The organism is Pseudomonas sp. Irchel s3a10 (genome assembly GCF_900187525.1).
GTDB classification, from domain to species: domain Bacteria; phylum Pseudomonadota; class Gammaproteobacteria; order Pseudomonadales; family Pseudomonadaceae; genus Aquipseudomonas; species Aquipseudomonas koreensis_G.
In genome coordinates, this window is the sequence record NZ_FYDR01000001.1 from 29,038 (window position 1) to 49,242 (window position 20,205).

Sequence of the window (20,205 nt, forward strand, 5' to 3'; positions counted from 1 at the left end):
TGGAGCCATCACCTTCGCTACCAAACGAAGGGTGGTGGCCAAACGCAGGTTGGTAGACCGGTCACCTGGATACCCGGCGCATCCGAAGATGCCCTACGCATGGCCACCATAAAAACAGCGGACGAAACCGTCCCTGCAAATAGGATTGCTATGCGACAGGTAAGCCGGGCTACCAAACCCGATCGCTGCTTTTCAGCGACCGACCCACGATAGAACCCGCACCCTGGGCGCACAAGCCGGCGGATTCTGGCGTAGTCGTAGGCAATGGCGCAAGGCGTTGTAGCCTGGGATGACGTAACACTGGGTGTCTTTAAACGGCTCTGGCAAAACCTTAAACACCAGCGAGAAAATTGCCGATTCGCGGCTTGAGCGTTTCGATGACGGTGATACGATCATGGCGAGCCACCCACGCCAAAGAGCAGAATCGTTCACCATGAAACCCAGTTTCGAAAAAATCCCCACCGAAACCACTGCCTCCTGGACGCTGCTGAACCGCCGTTTGCCGGAGGCGATTCCGTTCGAATGGCATCACCATCCCGAGTACGAGCTGACGCTGACGTTGAACAGCCGTGGCCATCGCTATATCGGCAATGACGTCGCGCCTTACGATGACGGCGATCTGATTCTGGTCGGGCCGAATGTGCCGCATAGCTGGTCGTCGGCGGAGCGGGTCGACCATGGGCAACCGCATGTGGCGCTGGTGATCTGGTTTTCGACGGAGTGGGCGGAGTCGTTGGTGACGTTGTTTCCGGAAATGGGATCGGTTCGGCAATTGCTCGCGGCGGCGCGGCAGGCGTTGAGTTTCAGTGCGGTGGCGTCGTGGGAGATTCGGCCGCTGATCGAGGCGATGGTCGAGCAGGAGCCGTCCGAGCGTTTGATCGCGCTGTTGACCGTGTTGAGCAAACTGACGCGGGACGTCGATGCCAGGCGAATCCCCTCTGCGTCGAGCTCGCAGGCTGGCAGTCAGATTGTCGAAGACCCGCGAATCCATCGGGTTCTCGATTACGTGCACGGTCACTACACCGAGGCCATCAGCATTCCCGCGTTGGCCGAGATGGCGTGCGTGAGTGTGTCGGCGTTCCATCGGATGTTCCGCCGTCATACGCGCTGCACGGCGCTGGACTACATCGTGCGCCTGAGAGTCGGACACGCCTGTGCGCTGTTGATGCAGGGGCATTCGACGGTTTCGTTGATTGCCGAGGCAGTGGGGTATTCGTCGCTGGCGCTGTTCAATCGGCAGTTCAAGGCGTTGAAGGGGCTTACACCTTCAGAGTTTCGCCGTCAGCACGGTCATCACTTTCTGTAAGCGGCGCGCTGCTAAACGCCACAATCGTATTAGCCGACGCGGCAAATCAGGCTGCCGTCGCCACCCTCGGAAGTGATCCCATACCTGCACCAACAACAAGGTCTGCAGGTCCCCCGATGAGCAAATACCAGGCATTCGAGAGCGCAACGCTGCCGGAGAATTACCGCGACAGCATCGTCACAATGAAACGCACCTTGCGCGCGCAGATCGGCGATGTGCAGGGGCTGTTCGCCGAGGTCAGTGAGTTTATTGCCGGCGAGATTGCGTCGATCAAAGCGCAGGAGGCACAGACCGGGTCGGGCTGGCCGGTGCTGGAGTTCGCCGACATCGCCGGCGGCACAGTGACTGCCGAGCAGTTGGCGTTGATCAAGCGTCGTGGTTGCGTGGTGATCCGCAATCACTTCCCCCGCGAGCAGGTGCTGCAGTGGGACCAAGGCTTGCTGGATTACCTCGACAGGAACCGGTTCGATGCGCTGTATCGCGGGCCGGTCGACCAGTTTTTCGGCAGCCTGGAGGCGTCGCGGCCGGAGATTTTTCCGATCTACTGGTCGGCGTCGCAAATGCAGTTGCGCCAGCATGAGCGGATGGGCACGGCGCAGGCGTTTCTCAATCGATTGTGGAAGACTCATTCGCACGGTCAGGACTGGTTCAATCCGGACATCAATGCGCTGTATCCGGATCGGGTGCGCCGGCGTCCGCCGGGTACACACTCAAAAGGCCTTGGGCCGCATACCGATTCCGGGGCGTTGGAGCGCTGGCTGCATCCGGCGTATCTGAAAGTCTTCGACAAAATCTACAGCAACGACTTCGCGGCCTACGACCCGTGGGACGCGGCGTTTCGTACCGAGGTGGACGAATACGCCTACAAGGACACGGTCAAGTGTTCGGCGTTTCGCACGTTTCAGGGCTGGACTGCGCTGTCGGATATGCAGGCCGAGCAAGGCGTGCTGCACACCTTGCCGATCCCCAAGGCGATGGCCTACCTGCTGCTGCGGCCGCTGCTCGATGACGTGTCCGAAGATGAGTTGTGTGGTGTGGCGCCGGGCAAGGTGCTGCCGGTATCGAGGCAATGGCATCCGCTGTTGGTGGAGGGCTTGAGTCCGATTCCGGACGTGCAGGCCGGTGATTCGGTGTGGTGGCATTGCGATGTAATCCATAGCGTCGCGCCGGTGCAGAACCAGCAAGGCTGGGGCAACGTGATGTACGTGCCGGCGGCGCCGATGTGTCCGAAGAATCTGCGTTATGCGCGGGATGTGTTCAGGGCATTCGAGCAGGGCGCTTCGCCGGATGATTTTCCGCGTGAGGATTATGAGCGGTCGTGGGTGGAGCGTTTTGCTGTGGAGAGTCTGAATTCGCTGGGGCGTGCGGGGCTTGGGCTGGCATGAGGGGGATTGCATCTTCGCTCGGCAAAGGCCGGGCGAAGATGCTTTGCGACGCGGTGGTGGGCGAAATGGTCGGGTTCACGCGCGGTGAGGCGGCGTGATGCGGGGCAGTGGTCAGCGCACAATTGGCCAGCGACTTGCCTGCGGTATGGGCCGACCGGGTCGAATTGCAGCAAGTCCTGCTCAACCTGATCATCAATGTCCGAAGCAATGGAGGTGATGGCGGCGGGCGAGCGCAGACTGCTGATGGCGGTCGTCTCGGGTTCTTTGTTGACTGGGCTGGCGCCTTCGCGAGCAAGCCCGCTCCCACATTGGGTTTTGCGGTGTTCGAGAATACTGTGGCGGACGCAAAACCTGTGGGAGCGGGCTTGCTCGCGAAGGAGCATCCACGCGATTCCCAGCACTTGGTGGATGCTTACCGTCCACTGCAATTGGCATCGTCAGTGCCGAAAATCTAAACACCGCAACTGCGCAAAAAGTTGCGCAGTTGCTTCGCCAATTTCACCCGAGAACTCCCTTCAAGCCTCTCTAAATCAAGCCCTCCAGCCAAGTGCGCAAGAAGTTGCACAGTACTGCGCAACTTTTTGCGCACTTTTTTCTGTTTATCGAAGTTTAAACCCCGGAACGCGAAGGTATTGCCGCCAACCCATTGATCCGAAATGGCTAGATGATGGCTGGCACGGAACTTGATATCCGAGCAGGTACCCGGGCAGGCAATGGTGCCTGTCGGTTGTGTTTTTTCAGGCAAGGAGAGCATCCCCATGGCAACACCAGCGTACATGTCCGTCACTGGCGAAAAACAAGGTCTAAGACACGTGTGATTGGTACAACGACAGACGCTATTCAGGAAGAAGAAAAGAAACTGGGCCGAACAATGCCAAAGTCCTTTTCCGATTGGCTTCTTTCAAATAACGGAAAGTCACTGGGATCGTTAACGATTTTCCCCGTTCTGGACGCTCGTGACCCAAGGAAGACCTGGGAATCGATCGATCATCACTTTAAAAAGGACTGGCAGGAGTGGCTGGAGAATTTTTCCGATATCTCTACTGACTTTTCAGGACTTCTGCCGTTCGCTGAGTTTGGCACGGGGGATTATTACTGCTTCAACTATGCGGTAAAGGGTCAGGCAGGAGGGCCGGTGGTGGTCTTGTGGTCTCACGAAACCGGTGAAATTGACCAGGTAGCGGAAAGCTTTGCCGCGTTTCTGGTCATGCCGGGGCGACCAGGCTGATGTTTTGATGCTGGCGCTAGTCATGAGTTGTCGCAGCCTGCCCACGTGCGAAATTGATGCTCGACCCCGAATGGTTTGAAGACAGCTGGATGGTGGAGTAACGCCACCCAGCTCAAAGGTCAAAGGAGTGACAACATGAAAGATGCCATTCGCCTGGGAGACTCCACCAGCCACGGTGGCAAGGTTCTCGAAGCCTTCTCTCAAACCGACCTCAACGGCAAGCCGATTGCCGGGCTCGGTCACAAGGTCAATTGCCCGCTGTGCAAAGGGATTTTCCCGATTGCCGAGGGTAGCAGCACCTACACCGTCGATGGCGTGCCCATCGCACTCGACGGCATGAAAACCGCCTGCGGTGCCGCACTGATTGCCAGTGGTCCGAAAGGGGCTGTTACCAGCTGAATCCATATCTTGTGGACCGATTGCCTTTTGCAGGGCGGCAGGTTCCTTGTTTGAAGGGTAGCTGAAGCATGAATGAAGTCGTTCTACTGCATCGCCTGAATATTGATGCCAACCAACAAACCGTTGGTTTTGCATGCTGGATCAAAGTCAGGCTGTACGAGTAGGTCGGGCATTGAAGTAACGATGGAACTCAAAACTCTCTGGATGTTAAAGGAATAAATATGAAAGCCACTTCTTTGATCCTCGCACTGACCGCCACTTTCGGCCTCTCCACTCTGGCCCGCGCAGAAGCGCCAGATCCCGCTACCCTGAAAGGCATGTACGACTCCGGTCGCAACATGTCGGGCCTGATCAAGCATTGCGTCGACAAGGGCTACCTGAAAGCGGACAGCACGGAAAACGCCAACAAGATGGTGGCGTTCGTTGCGAATATGCCGGGCGCGTTCGACAAGGCTGATGGCGACAAGAACGAAAGTTTCGGTCGCAAAGGCGAAGTGTTGGCCGACGGTCAATACAAGAGTCTGCAAGGCAACCTGCCGCCGGATCTGAGCCTCAAGCAATGGTGCGTGCAAGCGGATCAAGGGATGCGTGAGGGGTTCAAGCAAATTGGCTTGTAAACCACATCGAAGAGAACGCTCGCCATGAGACCTGAAAAACCACCCACCGACGCCTCGGCACTCATCGACGCACGAATCGCTGAACTGGACGATTGGCGCGGTGCCATCCTCGGCGAGATTCGCAAGGTCATTCATCAGGCCGATCCCGAGGTGGTGGAGGAGTGGAAGTGGCGGGGTGTTCCGGTGTGGTCGCGGGGCGGCATCATTTGCACCGGGGAGACCTACAAGGCGGCAGTCAAAATGACCTTCGCCAAGGGCGCGGCGCTGGCCGATCCTGCGCGGTTGTTCAACGCCAGTCTTGAGGGCAACACCCGCCGGGCGATAGATTTTCATGAGGGCGACCAGGTCGATGAGCCGGCCTTGAAAGCACTGATTCGCGAGGCGATTGCGCTGAATCTGTCGAAGTGAATCGTGGCGCTTGCCTTGGCTCAGAAATAACTGGCTGTTTTAAAACAAATTTTTTTGCACTCAGGGCTTCCCAGATCAAAAAAAGGTTGGTAAATTGCGGCCCATTCTCGCAGAGCTTGTTACAGAGCTTGAGATACAGGGGCGTCGCCAAGCGGTAAGGCAGCAGGTTTTGATCCTGCCATGCGTTGGTTCGAATCCAGCCGCCCCTGCCATATTCAGAAAAAACGCCAGTCCGAAAGGGCTGGCGTTTTTTTATGCGCGCGATTTGTGGCTGGGGCTGACAGTTGCCTGAGCCAAAGCGGGGGACTGTTGTAAACTCCCCGGCGAAAAGTCCCGGTGCGTTGCTGGCCGGCGCCCCTCAATCTCTCCAGACAAGAGACTTTCATGGCTAATCAAGACCTCAGCTTCACCCCTGATCCGGATGCGGATTCGATTTCCTCCGACGTTGTCGGTTTCAACGGCATTCTGGTTTCGACCCAGATCCCGACCCGCGCCGACGGCAGCCTGGAGCTGGGCGATATCACCCTGCAAAGCGAATGCACCCTGCAGGCGCTGAAAGTGGCGCTGGAGCGGGCGGGCAGTTCGATGGATCGCGTGATGCACCTGACCATCTACCTCACCGACATGGCCGATCGCGCGGCTTTCAACGAAGTCTACAAGCGCTTCTTCGCCAAGCCATGGCCGGTGCGCGCCGCGGTGGGCGTGGCGTCGCTGGCGGTGGAAGGCATGCGCGTGGAAGTCACGGCGATGGCCGCCAAGGCCTGACCGCCCCCTGTAGGAGTGAGCCTGCTCGCGATAGCGGTAAATCAGCCACCATCAACGTTGACTGTGCCACCATCATCGCGAGCAGGCTCACTCCTACGGGAGACTCTCGTGTCGGATTGGAGCGAGGTCATCTGCCACTTGGCAGCACAGGCGTGCCGCTCGGGCGTTTCGCGGCTACAATGCGCGCCTTAACCGTGACAGCCTGACTAAAAAAACTATGTCCTTGCCCAAGCATCATCTGGAATTGCTCAGCCCCGCCCGTGACGTGGCGATTGCCCGCGAGGCGATCCTGCACGGCGCCGACGCCGTGTACATCGGTGGCCCGAGCTTCGGCGCGCGCCATAACGCCTGCAACGAGGTGAGCGAAATCGCCGAGCTGGTGGAATTTGCCCGTCGTTATCACGCGCGCATTTTCACCACCATCAACACCATCCTGCACGACAACGAACTGGAGCCGGCGCGCAAGCTGATCCACCAGTTGTACGATGCCGGTGTCGACGCGCTGATCGTCCAGGACCTGGGCGTGATGGAACTGGACATTCCGCCGATCGAGCTGCATGCCAGTACCCAGACCGACATCCGCACGCTGGAGCGGGCGAAGTTCCTCGATCAGGCCGGTTTCTCGCAGCTGGTGCTGGCCCGTGAGCTGAACCTCAAAGAAATTCGCGCCATCGCCGACGAAACCGATGCCGCGATCGAATTCTTCATCCACGGCGCACTGTGCGTGGCGTTCTCCGGGCAGTGCAACATCTCTCACGCGCAGACCGGGCGCAGCGCCAACCGTGGCGACTGCTCCCAGGCCTGCCGTTTGCCGTACACCCTCAAAGACGAAAAGGGTGGGGTGATCGCCTACGAAAAACACCTGCTGTCGATGAAGGACAACAACCAGAGCGCCAACATCCGCGCGCTGGTCGAAGCCGGTGTGCGCTCGTTCAAGATCGAAGGTCGCTATAAGGACATGGGCTATGTGAAGAACATCACTGCCTACTACCGCCAGCGCCTCGACGACGTCCTTGAGGACCGCCCGGACCTGGCCCGCGCTTCCAGCGGCCGCACCGCGCACTTCTTCCTGCCGGACCCGGAAAAGACTTTCCACCGTGGCAGCACCGACTACTTCGTCACCGATCGCAAGATCGACATCGGCGCGTTCGACTCGCCGACCTTCACCGGCCTGCCGGTGGGCACGGTCGAGAAAGTCGGCAAGCGTGACCTGCAGGTGGTGACGCAAGAGCCGCTGTCCAACGGCGACGGCCTCAATGTGCTGGTCAAGCGTGAAGTCGTGGGTTTCCGCGCCAACATCGCCGAGCCCAAAGGCGAGTTCGAAGAAGACGGCGAGAAGCGCTATCGCTACCGCGTCGAGCCGAACGAAATGCCCGAAGGCCTGTACAAACTGCGGCCGAACCATCCGCTGAACCGCAACCTCGACCACAACTGGCAACAGGCGCTGCAGAAGACCTCTGCGGAGCGTCGTGTCGCATTGAGCTGGGTCGCGCGTCTGCGCGAAGAACAGCTGGAAGTGACCGCGACCAGTGAAGAGGGGATCAGCGCCAGCGTGACCCTGAACGGTCCGTTCGGTGTCGCCAACAAGCCGGAACAGGCGCTGGAGCAATTGCAAGATCTGCTCGGCCAGCTCGGTACCACCCAGTACCACGCCACCGACATCAAGCTCGATGCGCCGCAGGCGTTTTTCATTCCGAACTCGCAGCTCAAGGCCTTGCGCCGTGAAGTCATCGAAGCCCTGACCGCCGCCCGCGTCGCCGCGCATCCACGTGGCAGCCGCAAGGCCGAAACCACGCCGCCGCCGGTGTACCCGGAGTCGCACCTGTCGTTCCTGGCCAACGTCTACAACCAGAAGGCCCGCGACTTCTACCACCGTCATGGCGTGAAGCTGATCGATGCGGCCTACGAGGCGCACGAAGAGGCCGGTGAAGTGCCGGTGATGATCACCAAGCACTGCCTGCGTTTCTCGTTCAACCTGTGCCCGAAACAGGCCAAAGGCGTGACCGGCGTGCGCACCAAAGTCGCGCCGATGCAGCTGATTCACGGCGACGAAGTGCTGACCCTGAAGTTCGACTGCAAGCCCTGCGAGATGCACATCATCGGCAAGATGAAAGGCCACATCCTCAACATGCCGCAACCGGGCAGCGTGGTTGGCCACATCAGCCCGGAAGACCTGCTGAAAACCATCCCGCGCGCGCCACACTGAGTGACGGGCGGGCGTGGCGCTACGGTGTCACGCCTGCGCGGGCTCGCGCTCCGCGAGGTCTTCGAGCAAGTCGGCTGACGGCACAAAGAACAGCCCCCCGGTGACTGCCGTGCTGAAGTCCAGCAAACGGTCGTAGTTGCCGACGGGTTTGCCGACAAACATGTTCTCCAGCATCTGCTCGATCGGTTCCGGCGAGCGCGCATAACCGATGAAATAGGTGCCGAACTCGCCAGCGCCCGGGCGACCGAACGGCATGTTGTCGCGCAGGATTTTCTGCTCCTGACCGTCCTTGGTGATGGTGGTCAGGGCGCTGTGGGAGTTGCTCGGTTTCACCTCTTCACCGAGTTCGATGTCGGCCAGCTTGGTGCGGCCGATCACCTTCTCCTGAGCCTCGACGCTCAAGGCATTCCACGCCTCCATCTTGTGCAGGTACTTCTGCACCAGCACATAACTGCCGGATTCGAACGCCGGGTCTTCATTACCGACCAGGGTGAAGTGGTCTGCCTTGCGTCCCACCGGATTCTCGGTGCCATCGACGAAACCGATGATGCTGCGCATGTCGAAGTAGCGGAACCCCTGCACCTCATCCACCACGGTGATCGCGCCATTGAGTGCAGTGCACAACTGAGTCGCCAGTTCGAAACACAGGTCCATCTGGTCGGCACGGATGTGCAGCAAGATGTCGCCAGGGGTGGCTACGGCGCGGCGGCCCTCGACGCCGAACTCACGGAACGGATGCAGCGAGGCCGGGCGAGGGCTGCCGAACAGGGCGTCCCAGGCGCTGGCGCTGAAACCGCAGACACATGACAAGTTGCCGTTGGGCACACGTTTGCCGACCGAACGGGTGAGGGCGGCGATGTCGCCGCACCAGCCGCGCACCTGACTGGCGGCGTCGCTGCCGGGCAGCAGCGTGGCGACGATGAAAATCGCGCTGCTGGTGATCGGGTTGCAGATTGCTTGTGGCTCGGGTGTCTGGGTATCCATTGATGAAGTCATAGTCGGTTCCATATGCGCGGGGCCAAGGTCGGCGCTCAGTATGAAACCAAAAACGTTTCATCGATATCTCAGAAGCGATCCAGTCGATAGGCATCCAGTGTCGGCACGCCGGAATTGGCCGAGGGAGATGTCAACTGAGTAATCATCTGCGCAGTCACCGCCGCCTGCGTCAGCCCCAAATGCTGATGCCCAAACGCGAGCAGCACTTTGCCGCCGCAGACCTTATCGATGACCGGCAGCGAGTCCGGCAGCGACGGACGAAAACCCATCCACGGCGTCGCGTCCTCCACATTCAAATCATGGCGGAACAAGCCCTTGCTCAAGTGATGCAATTGCCAGGCGCGCTCCATGAACGCTGGGCGCTGCAGGCCGGCGAACTCCACCGTACCGGCCAGGCGCAGGCCGCCGGTCATTGGCGTCATGATGAACTTGCGCTCCAGCGAGGTGACGGCGAACGGCAGGCGTCCGTGCTCGTGCGGCAACATCAGGTGATAGCCGCGCTCGGTGTCCAGTGGCACGCGTTTACCGGTCAGCGCCGCGGTGAGCTTCGCCGAGTGCGCGCCACAGGCGATCAGCACCTGCCGCGCGGTGACGCGGCCCTGATCGGTGAGCAACGACACGCCATGCTCCTGCAACTGGCCGCCCTGAACTTCCTGCTGGAAGAACTGCACGCCGGCCGTTTTGGCGGCGCTCACCAGTTCACACACCACTTGATACGGATCGAGAAAATGCCCGGTGCGCGGGTAGAACAATCCGCCCTGAATCTGTTCACTGAGCTGCGGCGCGCGCTTCCTTACGGCGTTGGCCGACCACAACTCCACCGGCACCTGCTGCTGACGCATGCGCGCCTGCAAGGCATCGATCGCTGGCCGCGACTCGGCGCGCTCGAACACCAGCAGCGAGCCATCCTCCTTGAGCAGGTCGGGACGGGCGATGCTGTGCAGCAAGTGCTTCCACGCGTCGAGGCTGCTTTCATTCAGCGCGCGCAAACCGGCCACGGTGCGCTGAAACGGCGCGGGACGCAGGTTCAGCAGCAGGCGGGTGAACCACGGCACGGCGCGTGGCAGGTACTTCCAGTCCAGGCGCAGTGGTCCCATCGGGTCCATCAGCATCGCCGGCAGGCGCTTGAGGATCGACGCGTCGGCAATCGGAAACACCTGCTCGGTGGCCAGATGCCCGGCGTTGCCGAACGAGGCGCCATGACCGGGCGGCTGCCGGTCGATGACCACCACCCGTTTACCCTGACGTGCCAGTTGCAGGGCGCAGGCGACACCGATGATGCCGGCGCCGATCACCGCGATGTCGGCGTTGTCCGCTGTGAGGTTGTCGGGCATGTTCAGGCTTCCCTCTGACCGTCGAGCAAGCGCCGTAATTGCAGCGGATTCGCCTGTTTCAGCGGCTGCGGCAGCAGGCTGTCGGGAAAATCCTGATAACACACCGGACGCAGGAAACGCAGGATCGCCGCCGTGCCGACCGAGGTGCTGCGCGAATCCGACGTGGCCGGGAACGGCCCGCCATGCACCATCGCATCGCACACTTCGACCCCGGTCGGCCAGCCGTTGACCAGCAGACGTCCGGCCTTGCGTTCCAGTGTCGGCAACAAGGCCCGGGCGTGATCCAGATCGGCGTCATCCAGGTGCAGGGTGGCGGTCAATTGGCCTTCGAGGTGCTCGCAGACCTGACGGATTTCATCGTCGTTGGCGCACTGTACGATCAGCGACGCGGCGCCGAAGATTTCACCTTGCAGGCGTGCGTCAGCGAGGAAGTCCTGCGCCTGAGTGACGAACAATTGCGCCTGGCACTGGTTCGGTTCTTCAGTCGCGAGACCGCTCGCCACGCGGTGCGCCTGAGGATGTTCGGCCAACGCGGCGACCGCGCTTGAATAGGCGCGGAAAATCCCCGGCGTAAGCATGGTCTGCGCTGGGCTGCGCTGGACCCCTTCGGCGGCAGCGGCGATGAAAGCGTCCAGCGCCGCCCCTTGGCGAGCAATGACCAGCCCGGGATTGGTACAGAACTGCCCGGCACCCTGAGTCAGCGAGGTGACGAAGCCCTGCGCCAACGCCTCACCGCGAGTGGCTAGCGCTGCGGGAAACAGCAGCACCGGATTGATCGAACTCATTTCCGCATACACCGGAATCGGTTCCGGCCGCGCCTGCGCTGCTCGGCTCAGGGCGAGGCCGCCACTGCGCGAACCGGTGAAGCCCACCGCCTTGATGCGCCAATCGCTGACCAACGCAATGCCGACCTCGTTACCGGAGCCGAACAGCAGCGAAAACACGCCTTCAGGCAAACCGCATTTTTTCACCGCGCGAGCCAGCGCCTGGCCGACCAGTTCACTGGTGCCGGGATGCGCGCTGTGCGCCTTGACGATCACCGGGCAACCGGCGGCCAGCGCCGAAGCGCTGTCGCCGCCGGCTACCGAGAAGGCCAGCGGAAAGTTGCTGGCGCCGAACACGGCCACTGGCCCCAGCGCGATCTGCCGCTGGCGCAGATCCGCACGCGCAGCGGGTTGGCGTTCGGGCTGAGCGTGGTCGACCCGCACATCCAGCCATTCACCGGCACGCACGGTGCGGGCGAAGGTGCGCAGTTGCCCGCAGGTGCGCCCGCGTTCGCCTTGAATACGTGCGCGTGGCAGGCCGCTTTCGGCCACGGCACGGTCGATCAGCGCATCGCCAAGGGCTTCGATCTCATTGGCGATGGTTTCGAGAAATTCGGCGCGCGCCTCCAGGGAGGTCTCGCGATAACGATCAAACGCTTGCCACGCCAGTGCGCAGGCCTGTTCGACATGCTCAGCGCTGCCGCTGGCGTAAGCGGGTTTCAGCACCGTGTCAGTGGCGGGATTGATCGCGCGGATCGCTTCACGGCTGCCGGCGATGGCTTGGCCGCCGATCAGCATGTGGCCTGTCAGAGTCATGGCGCTTCCTTGATAAAAGAGGTGAAGCCCCGGCATCACACCGGGGCAGGGGCTGCGGTCAGGCGAGGTTCTGTTCGGCGGACCAGTTTTTGTACCACTGGCGGAACAGCGCGTACTGGGTCTCGGCGTAACGACGCTGGGCATCGCTGAGGGCGTCGGTTTCGTTGAAGTGCAGGGCGTACTCATGGTCGCCGTTGAGCACCATCAGGTGCTTGTAATACAGCACCAGATCGCAGCCTTCATCGAACGACGACAGCACTGCCAGCGCCGCTTCCAGTTCGCGCGCCAGGCGCCGGGCCTTGGCGTCGCCCTTGGCCGCTTGCTTGCTCAGCGCCACCAGTTGCAGCACTTCGCGCGGCAGGGCGTTGCCGATGCCGGTGATCGCGCCGGTGGCGTTGCAGTTGACGAAACCGTGCACCACTTGCGTATCAACACCGACCATCAGGGTCACGGCATCGTCCTGCGAGGTGATGTTTTCGGCGGCGTAGCGCAAGTCGGCGCCACCGCCGAACTCCTTGAAGCCGATCAGGTTCGGGTGTTCGCGGCGCAGTTCGAAGAACAGGTCGGCGCGGGTAGCGAAGCCGTAGTAAGGGCTGTTGTAGATCACCGCCGGCAGGTTCGGGGCGGCGTTGAGGATCGCGGCGAAGTGGGCTTTTTGTGCGGTGGCCGAGGCACCACGGGACAAGACACGTGGAATCACCATCAGGCCATGGGCGCCGACTTTCGCCGCATGCGCGGCATGGGACACCGCTTCACGGCTGTTGACTGCGCCAGTGCCGACGATGGTCGGCACCCCGGCGGCCACCAGACGCGCCACGCCTTCCTGACGCTCAGCCTCGGTCAGCAACGGCCAGTCGCCCATCGAGCCGCAGTAAACCACCGCGCTCATGCCGATATCGATCAGCTCGCGACCCTTGGCCACCAGTGCGTCGAAATCAGGTTTGCGCGCGGCGGTGCACGGGGTCATCAGCGCGGGAATGCAGCCAGTGAAGATGTTATCGCTCATTGTTGTAGCTCCTCGGGACATTCATTCAGATCGGTAGAAAGCGGGGGCACTCAGATGCCCCAGGCGAAAGGATCCTGCTCGTCGATCAGCAGGGTGGCGTCGGCGGTCATGTAGGCGCGGCCGGTAATGAACGGGCGCACGCGTTCGCCATGCCATTCGAAGCGCCCTTCGAACTGGCTGCCGGTGATGCTCGCTTGCGTCCAGACCTGGCCCTCGGCGAGTTTGCCGTCAGCGGCCAGGCAGGCGAGTTTGGCGCTGGTGCCGGTGCCGCAGGGCGAGCGGTCGTAGGCCTTGCCCGGGCACATGACGAAGTTGCGGCTATCGGCGTGGGCGTCATCGGCAAACAGTTCGACGTGGTCGATCAGCGCGCCGTCCTCACCGTGAATGCCCTGGGCCTCGAGAGCCTTGAGCATCGCCCAGGTGTAATCGGTGAGGGCTTCGACGTTGCTCATCTGCAGGTCCTGGCCGTGTTCGGAGACCAGGAAAAACCAGTTACCGCCCCAAGCGACGTCGCCGAACACGCGACCGTAGCCGGGCACGTCCACCGGCACCTGTTTGCGGTAGCGCCAGGCCGGGACGTTGCCCAGGGTCACCGTGCCGTTATCGTGCAGGGTGGCGCTGACCGGGCCGACCGGTGTGTCGATCTGGTGCTCGCCCGGTTCGATCAGCCCCAGGTAATGCAGCGAGTTGACCAGGCCGATGGTGCCGTGGCCGCACATGCCGAGGTAGCCAGCGTTGTTGAAGAAAATCACCCCGCAGGTGGCATCCGGCGACACCGGCGCGCAGTACAGCGCACCGACCAGCACGTCGTTGCCACGTGGTTCCAGCAGGCAGGCGCGGCGCCATTGATCGTGGCCCTCGCGCAAGGCATCGCGCTTCTCGGCCATGCTGTTGCCGGGCAGCTCGGGGAAGCCCTTCATCACCAGACGCGTGGGTTCGCCGCCGGTATGGGAATCGATGATGTGCAGTCGTTTCATGAACGCGTTCCTTCAGTGAACGTCAGGCGTGAGCCGGGCGTTGGCCCGCTGCCGAATGGGTGGAGGATTCAGCGGCTTCGTTTTCGTCGTCTTCGGTTTCCAGACGAATCAGGTGTGCCGGTACGCCGGTGGCCGCGCCCCAGTAGTAGATGCCCAGTGCGCAAACCGCGACGATCACCGTGTCGAACGGATGGCTGAGCACGCCGATACCACCGAAACTGCCGAGCTTGGAGAGGACGATGGTTAACGCGCAGAAGCCGATCAGCCACGCCGACGAGCGCACTTGCTGGCCGAGGTTGAGGTGCGCGGTCGGCACCATGCGCCCGCACAACAGGTAGATGACAAACATCAGGATTTGCAGGCCGAGCAACCACGACACGGTGTTCCAGCCCGACCAGTAGACGATCAGCGCGGCGATGATGAACGACAGCGGTCCAAGCACGCCCATGCCCTTGACCCGGAACGGACGCGGCATGTCTGGCGCGTTGCGGCGCAGTGCGGCGACCGTCACCGGGGCCACCGCGTAGCTCAATACCAGCGCGGCGGAGACTACGTTGATCAGCGCTTCCCACGACGGGAACGGCAGGGTCCAGAACACCGACAGGCCAAAGGTCAGCCACAGCGCCGGGCGCGGGATGCCGGATTTTTCATCGATGCGGGTGAAGATCTTGAAGAAGGTCCCGGTCTGCGCCCAGCCGTAGATCACCCGTGGCGTGGCGTTCATGTAGATGTTGCCGCAGCCGCTGGGCGAGATCACCGCATCGGCCACCACCAGATACGCCAGCCAGCCGACACCCAGTGCCAGGGCGATGTCACGGTACGGCAGGGCCAGTTCCTTGGCGACGCCGGCCCAGCCATTGGCGAGCATTTCAGTCGGAATGCCACCGAGGAAAGCAGTCTGCAGCAGCACGTAGATCGCGGTGGACAGCAGCACCGACAGGATCAGCGCAATCGGGATCGTGCGTTGCGGGTTCTTCACTTCACTGGCCACGGAAATGATCGGCGTCAGGCCCAGATAAGCGAAGATCACCCCGCCGGCCGACACGGCCATTTCGATGCCGGACAGACCGAACGGCGCAAAGCCATGCACCTCGAAATTTGCTGGTTTGAAGAAGGTGAACAGCACGCCAATCACCAGCAGCGGCACGATGAACTTGAACACGCTGACCAGATTGTTGGCCATGGCGAAGGTCTTCACGCTGCGGTAATTGAGCAGGAAAAACAGGCACAACAGCCCGAACTGCACGAACCAGCCGAGCACGGTCGGGTCGCTGGAGCCGACCTTGGTCAACTCGGGAAACCACGCCGCCGCATATTGCCGCGAGGCGACCACTTCGATCGCCACCAGGCTGGAAAACGCGATCAGCGTAATGAAGCCCATCAAGTAGCCGAGCAGCGGGCCGTGGGAGTAAACCGGGTAACGCACCACACCGCCGGCACGGGGCAACGCGGCGCCCAATTCGCAGTAGACGATGCCCAGCAGCAACACGGCGAAACCACCGAGCAGCCAGGAAAAGATCCCCGCCGGGCCGGCGATGGCTGACACGTGACTGGCGGCGAACAACCAGCCCGAACCGAAGATCGCCCCCAGCCCGATGAACGTGAGGTCTATCAGTGAAAGTTGTTTCTTGAACTTGCCTTGGCCTGTCATAGCGTCGCCTTCTTGTTGGTTGTTGGAGGGGCGTGCAGTGGCGCTACAGTGAACTGATCAGGCGATGGGCGATTGATGTTTTTTGCCGGTGACGATGACGAAATCAGCACAATGGCCAACGGCAAAGGCCCGGCTCGACAGGCTGTCGGCCATGGGGCAATCTGCGTGCAAGTGATAAAGCCGAGTGGGGAATGAGAGGCATGCCGCAGAACGCGTTTGCGATCCTGAGCCAGCACAACGAAGCGAGCCGACCGCAGAGCCTCGACGATCTGCTCGCCGGCGTGGCGCTGCTGTTGCCGATGCTCGACGTGATTCCCAACGCGGCGATTTTCATCAAGGATCTGCAGGCGCGCTACGTCATGGCCAACCGCACGCTGGTGCAGCGCTGCGGTTTGAAAGACCTGCGACCGTTACTGGGCAAGACCAGCGCCGAGGTGTTTCCGGCGCAACTGGGCCCGGGCTACACCGAGCAGGATCGGCGCGTGCTGGAAGAGGGATTTGTGCTGGAAGATCAGTTGGAGCTGCATCTGTACGGCAGCCGCGAACCGGGTTGGTGCCTGACCCACAAGCGTCCGCTGTACGACCGCGACAACCGGATCATCGGCCTGGCGGGAATTTCCGTCGACCTGCAAACCGCTAGCGAAACCCATCCGGCGTATCAGCGACTGGCGGCGGTGGACGAGTACATCCGGGCGAATTTCGCCAGCCGCGTCAGCCTCGGCGAACTGACGCGCATCGCCGGGATTTCCGTGGCGCAACTGGAGCGTTACTGCAAGCGCGTGTTCCACCTGACGCCGCGGCAGATGATCCAGAAAGTCCGTCTTGAGCATGCGCATCGGCTGTTGCACGGCGAGTTGCCGATCACCGAAGTGGCGCTGCAGTGCGGCTATACCGACCACAGCGCGTTCACCCGGCAGTTCAAGGCTTCGACCGGATTTACCCCGCGCCAGTATCGCTTGGCGACAACGCCCTGAGGCTTGCGCGTCAGGCCTTGACCCAGCGCTGCCGGCTCCAGGCACTCAGCGAATCCACGCCCAGCACCAGAATCAGCATCGCCAGAATCACCGTGCTCGCCTGCGCTTCCTGAAACAGGCTGAGGCTGACATACAGCATCTGCCCCAAACCCCCGGCACCGACGAAGCCCAGCACGCTGGCCATGCGGATGTTGTTTTCCCAGCGATACAGGCAATACGCGAGCAATTGTGGGGCAAGGTTGGGCAGGGTGCCGTAGCAGAACGCCAGCACCGGGTTGCCGCCCTGCAAACGGATCGCTTCGGCCGGTTCCGGCGGGGTGTTTTCCAGCGCTTCGGCGAACAACCGGCCGAGCACGCCGGTGGTGTGCAAGGCCAGCGCCAGGGTGCCGGCGTTCGGGCCGAGGCCGGCGGCGAGCACCATCAGTGCCGCCCACACCAGTTCCGGAATCGCTCGCAGGCCGTTGAGCAGCAGGCGCGAAGCGCTTTGCAGCGGCCAGCCGAAACGCCCGGCGGCGGGCAGCGCGAGGAGGATGCCGAACACCGCTGCGAGCAGGGTGCCGAGGGCCGACATGGCGAGGGTTTCCAGCGCGCCCTTGAGGATCGCCTGAAAATGCGTGGCGCTCAGGTCCGGGCTGAGAAAGCGCTGCGCATAGGCACCCATCTGCTTGAGGCTGGTGGCGCTGCCGAGTTCACCGAGGTCGAGTTCGAGGTAGCCGAACGAGGCGATGACCGCGACGCCAATGCCGACAATCAGCAACAGATTGATCAGGCGATTCATGTCAGCCTCCAGCGCAGCAGGCGGCTGAGTTGGTCGGCGCCGAGCACCAGAATCAGGAACGTCAGCAACATGCTCGCCACTTCACCGCCGGCGAACATGCGCAGCGACAGGTCGATCTGCTGGCCGAGGCCACCAGCGCCGACAAACCCCATCACCACCGAGGCACGAATCGCGCACTCCCAGCGATACACCGTGTACGACAGCAGCTCCGCCGCGACATTCGGCAGAATCCCGTAGGTGAACGCCGCGAGCCGTCCGCTGCCGGCCTGCATCAAGGCATGCGCCGGACGCTGGTCGGTGGACTCGAAAATCTCCGCGTAGACCTTGCCGAGCATGCCGCTGTAGGTGATGGCGATCGCCAGTACACCCGCCGCCGGGCCGAGGCCCACGGCCCGTACAAACAGCAGCGCCCAGACAATCTCGGGCACGCTGCGCAAGAAGATCAGCAGGCCGCGTACCGGCCAGCGCAACAAGCGCCCGAGCCGACTGGGAATGCCGCTGCGGGACGCGGCAGACAATGACAGTGCGCGGCTGGCAATCAGGCTGGCCGGCACCGCCAGCAGCAGCGCCAGGGCCATGCCGGCAGTGGCGATGGCCAGGGTTTGCAGGGTGGCCTTGAGCAGTAATTGAAGAAAATCGTGGTCATGCGCGGGTGGCCAGAATCCGGAGATGAAACGACCCATTTCGGTCTGGCTGTCGCTGTGCAGCAGCACGCCAAGGTTCAGTTCGCTGAGCTGGATGCCCGGCCACAGCAAGGCGATCGCCAGCAGGGTCAGCAACAATCGCGGCGCGGCGGCCGGGTCGCGTGAATCGGCCCTCAGCATCGCGGGATCTGCACAATCAACGGTGCACTGGGCGTCGTCGGGCTTTGCAATTGCTCGTTGGCGTACAGCGTATCGAGCATCTCGCGGCTGACCTGTTCGGCCGGGCTGTCGAACAGGATCTGGCCGTCGCGCAAACCGATGATGCGCGGAAAGTGCGCCAGCGCCAGTTCCACCGCATGCAGGCTCGCCACCAGCGTGACGTTATGTGCCCGGGCGTGCTGCGAGAGGATCGACAGGGTGTGCCCGGCGAGTACCGGGTCCATCGCCGACACCGGTTCGTCCGCCAGCAGAATCTCCGGTGCCTGATACAGCACCCGGGCAATGCCCACGCGCTGCAATTGGCCACCGGACAATTGCTGGCAGTAAGCGAAGAGTTTGTCGCTCAGATCCAGCCGGGCGAGGGCCGCACGGGCGCCGGGAATATCCGTGGGATGCAGCAGATTAAGCAGACTCTTGGCTAAACTCCACTGGCCGAGTTTGCCGGCCAGCACCGCCGTCACCACGCGCTGGCGCGGCGGCAGCGGCGGTGCCTGATGCACCAGGCCAATACGTGCGCGCAGGCGTTGCCGTTGACGGGCGGAGAGGTGCCAAGGGCGTTCGCCCAGCACCTCGATTTCACCGCTGCTGGGGCGCAATGCGGTGGCCAGCAAGTTCAACAGACTGGATTTGCCGGCCCCGGACGGGCCGATGATCGCCACCTGTTCACCAGCGCCAATCTGCAGGTCGACGCCACGCAGCGCATCGACTCCGTTGGCGTGGTGCAGACGGGCTTGTGTGAGGCTCAGGGTCATTTCAACAGTTCGGCAGCGCGAGCAGCTTCCTCGATACCCTTGTAGTTTTCGGGCTTGGTGTCGATGAAGCGGCTGGCCGCCTGCAGATCAAGAATCTTCTTCTGCTCGGGGTTGGCCGGGTCGAGGTCGAGGAAGGCTTTTTTGATCTTTGCCGCCAGCGCCGGGTCGAGGGTGCCGCGCACGGTCCAGTTGTAATCGAAGTAGGCCGGGGTGGTGGCGAAAACCTTGACCTTGCTGGTGTCGACCTTGCCGGCGTCCACCAGTTTCTGCCAGACGCTGGCGTTCAGCACACCGGCATCGACCTTGCCGGCCTGAACCCAGGCGACAGTGGCGTCATGCGCGCCGGAATAGGCGACGCGGCTGAAATAGGCTTCAGGTTTGATGTTGTCGTTCTTCAGCATGAAGTAACGCGGCATCAGGCTGCCGGAGGTGGACGACACCGAGCCGAAGGCAAAGGTCTTGCCTTTGAGGTCGGCCAGGCTCTTCACGTTCGGGTCGGCGGTGATGAATTTGCTGGTGAACTGCGCGTCCTGCTCGCGCTGCACCAGCGGGATCACCGGGGTGGTGGCGTCGGTCTTCAGGCGTGCCTGAACAAAGGTGAAACCGCCCAGCCAGGCCATGTCGAGGCGGTCGGTCGCCAGCGCTTCGACCACCGCCGGATAGTCGGCCACCGGCACGAACTGCACTTTCATGCCCAACTGCTGCTCCAGGTACGCACCGAGCGGCTCGAACTTGCGCAGCAATTCGGTCGGGGCTTCGTCGGGAATCGCGCTGACCCGCAACACATCGGCGGCATGCGCCACCAGAGCGGAAAAAGACAGGGCCAGACCAGCAGTCAGTGCCAGGGTTCGTTTGAGCATGGAAATCTCCGTTTCATGAGCGTCGCATTCTAAGCGCCACCGGGCGCGGTGTCGCGCGCGGGCGCTCAATCAGGTTAGACGAAACGGCGAGGTTATACGCAGCCGCGTAGCCAAAGACCA

The 20,205-nt window shown here is 62.1% G+C and carries 21 protein-coding genes and 1 tRNA gene; 11 read left to right on the forward strand and 11 right to left on the reverse strand.

All coding sequences use genetic code 11. The features are described 5' to 3' along the window. Positions 1 to 433: 433 nt before the first annotated feature. From CKW11_RS00135 to CKW11_RS00145, 3 genes are all read left to right on the forward strand, one after another. Entirely contained in the window at positions 434 to 1,306 is an 873-nt protein-coding gene (locus CKW11_RS00135; RefSeq protein ID WP_177439961.1) for an AraC family transcriptional regulator, read from the forward strand. Positions 1,307 to 1,422: 116 nt separating this feature from the next. Continuing rightward, the gene (locus tag CKW11_RS00140) at positions 1,423 to 2,691 is read left to right on the forward strand and encodes a DUF1479 domain-containing protein (RefSeq protein ID WP_095135334.1); all 1,269 of its coding nucleotides are present in this window, start codon (positions 1,423 to 1,425) and stop codon (positions 2,689 to 2,691) included. Positions 2,692 to 2,798: 107 nt separating this feature from the next. Continuing rightward, positions 2,799 to 3,146, forward strand: a complete 348-nt coding sequence (locus CKW11_RS00145) for a hypothetical protein (RefSeq protein WP_095135336.1) — start codon at positions 2,799 to 2,801, stop codon at positions 3,144 to 3,146. Here CKW11_RS00145 and CKW11_RS28600 read toward each other — a convergent pair. Then, positions 3,143 to 3,469 (reverse strand): hypothetical protein, encoded by a 327-nt coding sequence (locus tag CKW11_RS28600; RefSeq protein ID WP_177439960.1) that lies wholly within the window; start codon positions 3,467 to 3,469, stop codon positions 3,143 to 3,145. The genes CKW11_RS00145 and CKW11_RS28600 overlap by 4 nt on opposite strands. A 36-nt stretch (positions 3,470 to 3,505) precedes the next feature. Here CKW11_RS28600 and CKW11_RS00150 point away from each other — a divergent pair, with 36 nt between their 5' ends. The 7 genes from CKW11_RS00150 (at position 3,506) to CKW11_RS00180 (ending at position 8,314) form a co-directional block, all read left to right on the forward strand. Continuing rightward, a complete protein-coding gene (locus CKW11_RS00150) occupies positions 3,506 to 3,919 on the forward strand; it encodes an SMI1/KNR4 family protein (protein ID WP_256582000.1) in 414 nt (137 codons plus the stop codon). A gap of 135 nt (positions 3,920 to 4,054) precedes the next feature. After that, positions 4,055 to 4,318, forward strand: a complete 264-nt coding sequence (locus CKW11_RS00155; protein ID WP_095135338.1) for a PAAR domain-containing protein — start codon at positions 4,055 to 4,057, stop codon at positions 4,316 to 4,318. 221 nt (positions 4,319 to 4,539) lie between these two features. Beyond that, positions 4,540 to 4,935: a hypothetical protein gene (locus CKW11_RS00160; protein ID WP_095135340.1), complete on the forward strand. Its 396-nt coding sequence runs from the start codon at positions 4,540 to 4,542 to the stop codon at positions 4,933 to 4,935. 24 nt (positions 4,936 to 4,959) lie between these two features. Beyond that, on the forward strand, positions 4,960 to 5,343 hold the full coding sequence (locus tag CKW11_RS00165; RefSeq protein WP_095135342.1) for a DUF1801 domain-containing protein: 384 nt from the start codon (positions 4,960 to 4,962) through the stop codon (positions 5,341 to 5,343). A gap of 137 nt (positions 5,344 to 5,480) precedes the next feature. Further along, a tRNA-Gln gene (locus CKW11_RS00170) sits at positions 5,481 to 5,555 on the forward strand. Positions 5,556 to 5,727: 172 nt separating this feature from the next. Then, positions 5,728 to 6,108 (forward strand): RidA family protein, encoded by a 381-nt coding sequence (locus CKW11_RS00175; protein WP_003224376.1) that lies wholly within the window; start codon positions 5,728 to 5,730, stop codon positions 6,106 to 6,108. Positions 6,109 to 6,325: 217 nt separating this feature from the next. Then, complete coding sequence (locus CKW11_RS00180) at positions 6,326 to 8,314, forward strand: U32 family peptidase (protein ID WP_047602089.1); 1,989 nt, start codon at positions 6,326 to 6,328, stop codon at positions 8,312 to 8,314. A gap of 27 nt (positions 8,315 to 8,341) precedes the next feature. Here the strand turns inward: CKW11_RS00180 and CKW11_RS00185 are convergent, their stop codons facing one another. From CKW11_RS00185 to CKW11_RS00210, 6 genes are all read right to left on the reverse strand, one after another. After that, positions 8,342 to 9,310, reverse strand: coding sequence for a Dyp-type peroxidase (locus CKW11_RS00185; RefSeq protein WP_095135344.1), 969 nt, complete (start codon positions 9,308 to 9,310; stop codon positions 8,342 to 8,344). Positions 9,311 to 9,378: 68 nt separating this feature from the next. After that, positions 9,379 to 10,644, reverse strand: a complete 1,266-nt coding sequence (locus tag CKW11_RS00190) for an FAD-dependent oxidoreductase (RefSeq protein ID WP_095135346.1) — start codon at positions 10,642 to 10,644, stop codon at positions 9,379 to 9,381. A gap of 2 nt (positions 10,645 to 10,646) precedes the next feature. After that, on the reverse strand, positions 10,647 to 12,224 hold the full coding sequence (locus tag CKW11_RS00195; RefSeq protein WP_095135348.1) for an aldehyde dehydrogenase (NADP(+)): 1,578 nt from the start codon (positions 12,222 to 12,224) through the stop codon (positions 10,647 to 10,649). 58 nt (positions 12,225 to 12,282) lie between these two features. Further along, a complete protein-coding gene (locus CKW11_RS00200) occupies positions 12,283 to 13,230 on the reverse strand; it encodes a dihydrodipicolinate synthase family protein (protein WP_095135350.1) in 948 nt (315 codons plus the stop codon). 50 nt (positions 13,231 to 13,280) lie between these two features. After that, positions 13,281 to 14,207, reverse strand: a complete 927-nt coding sequence (locus CKW11_RS00205) for a 4-hydroxyproline epimerase (RefSeq protein ID WP_095135352.1) — start codon at positions 14,205 to 14,207, stop codon at positions 13,281 to 13,283. Positions 14,208 to 14,229: 22 nt separating this feature from the next. Beyond that, positions 14,230 to 15,858 (reverse strand): APC family permease, encoded by a 1,629-nt coding sequence (locus CKW11_RS00210; protein ID WP_095135354.1) that lies wholly within the window; start codon positions 15,856 to 15,858, stop codon positions 14,230 to 14,232. A gap of 200 nt (positions 15,859 to 16,058) precedes the next feature. Between CKW11_RS00210 and CKW11_RS00215 the strand changes: the two genes are divergently transcribed. Next, the gene (locus CKW11_RS00215; RefSeq protein ID WP_095135356.1) at positions 16,059 to 16,832 is read left to right on the forward strand and encodes an AraC family transcriptional regulator; all 774 of its coding nucleotides are present in this window, start codon (positions 16,059 to 16,061) and stop codon (positions 16,830 to 16,832) included. Between the two features lie 10 nt (positions 16,833 to 16,842). On the opposite strand, the gene phnE is transcribed toward CKW11_RS00215, so the two are convergent. From phnE to CKW11_RS00235, 4 genes are read right to left on the reverse strand one after another with little or no spacing between them, the layout of a single operon-like run. After that, a complete protein-coding gene (gene phnE, locus CKW11_RS00220; RefSeq protein WP_095135358.1) occupies positions 16,843 to 17,610 on the reverse strand; it encodes a phosphonate ABC transporter, permease protein PhnE in 768 nt (255 codons plus the stop codon). After that, on the reverse strand, positions 17,607 to 18,434 hold the full coding sequence (locus CKW11_RS00225; RefSeq protein WP_095135360.1) for an ABC transporter permease: 828 nt from the start codon (positions 18,432 to 18,434) through the stop codon (positions 17,607 to 17,609). Before CKW11_RS00225 ends, phnE begins: the two co-directional genes overlap by 4 nt. Then, on the reverse strand, positions 18,428 to 19,225 hold the full coding sequence (locus CKW11_RS00230; RefSeq protein WP_095135361.1) for a phosphonate ABC transporter ATP-binding protein: 798 nt from the start codon (positions 19,223 to 19,225) through the stop codon (positions 18,428 to 18,430). Before CKW11_RS00230 ends, CKW11_RS00225 begins: the two co-directional genes overlap by 7 nt. Next, complete coding sequence (locus tag CKW11_RS00235; protein ID WP_095135363.1) at positions 19,222 to 20,085, reverse strand: putative selenate ABC transporter substrate-binding protein; 864 nt, start codon at positions 20,083 to 20,085, stop codon at positions 19,222 to 19,224. Before CKW11_RS00235 ends, CKW11_RS00230 begins: the two co-directional genes overlap by 4 nt. Positions 20,086 to 20,205: the final 120 nt, after the last annotated feature.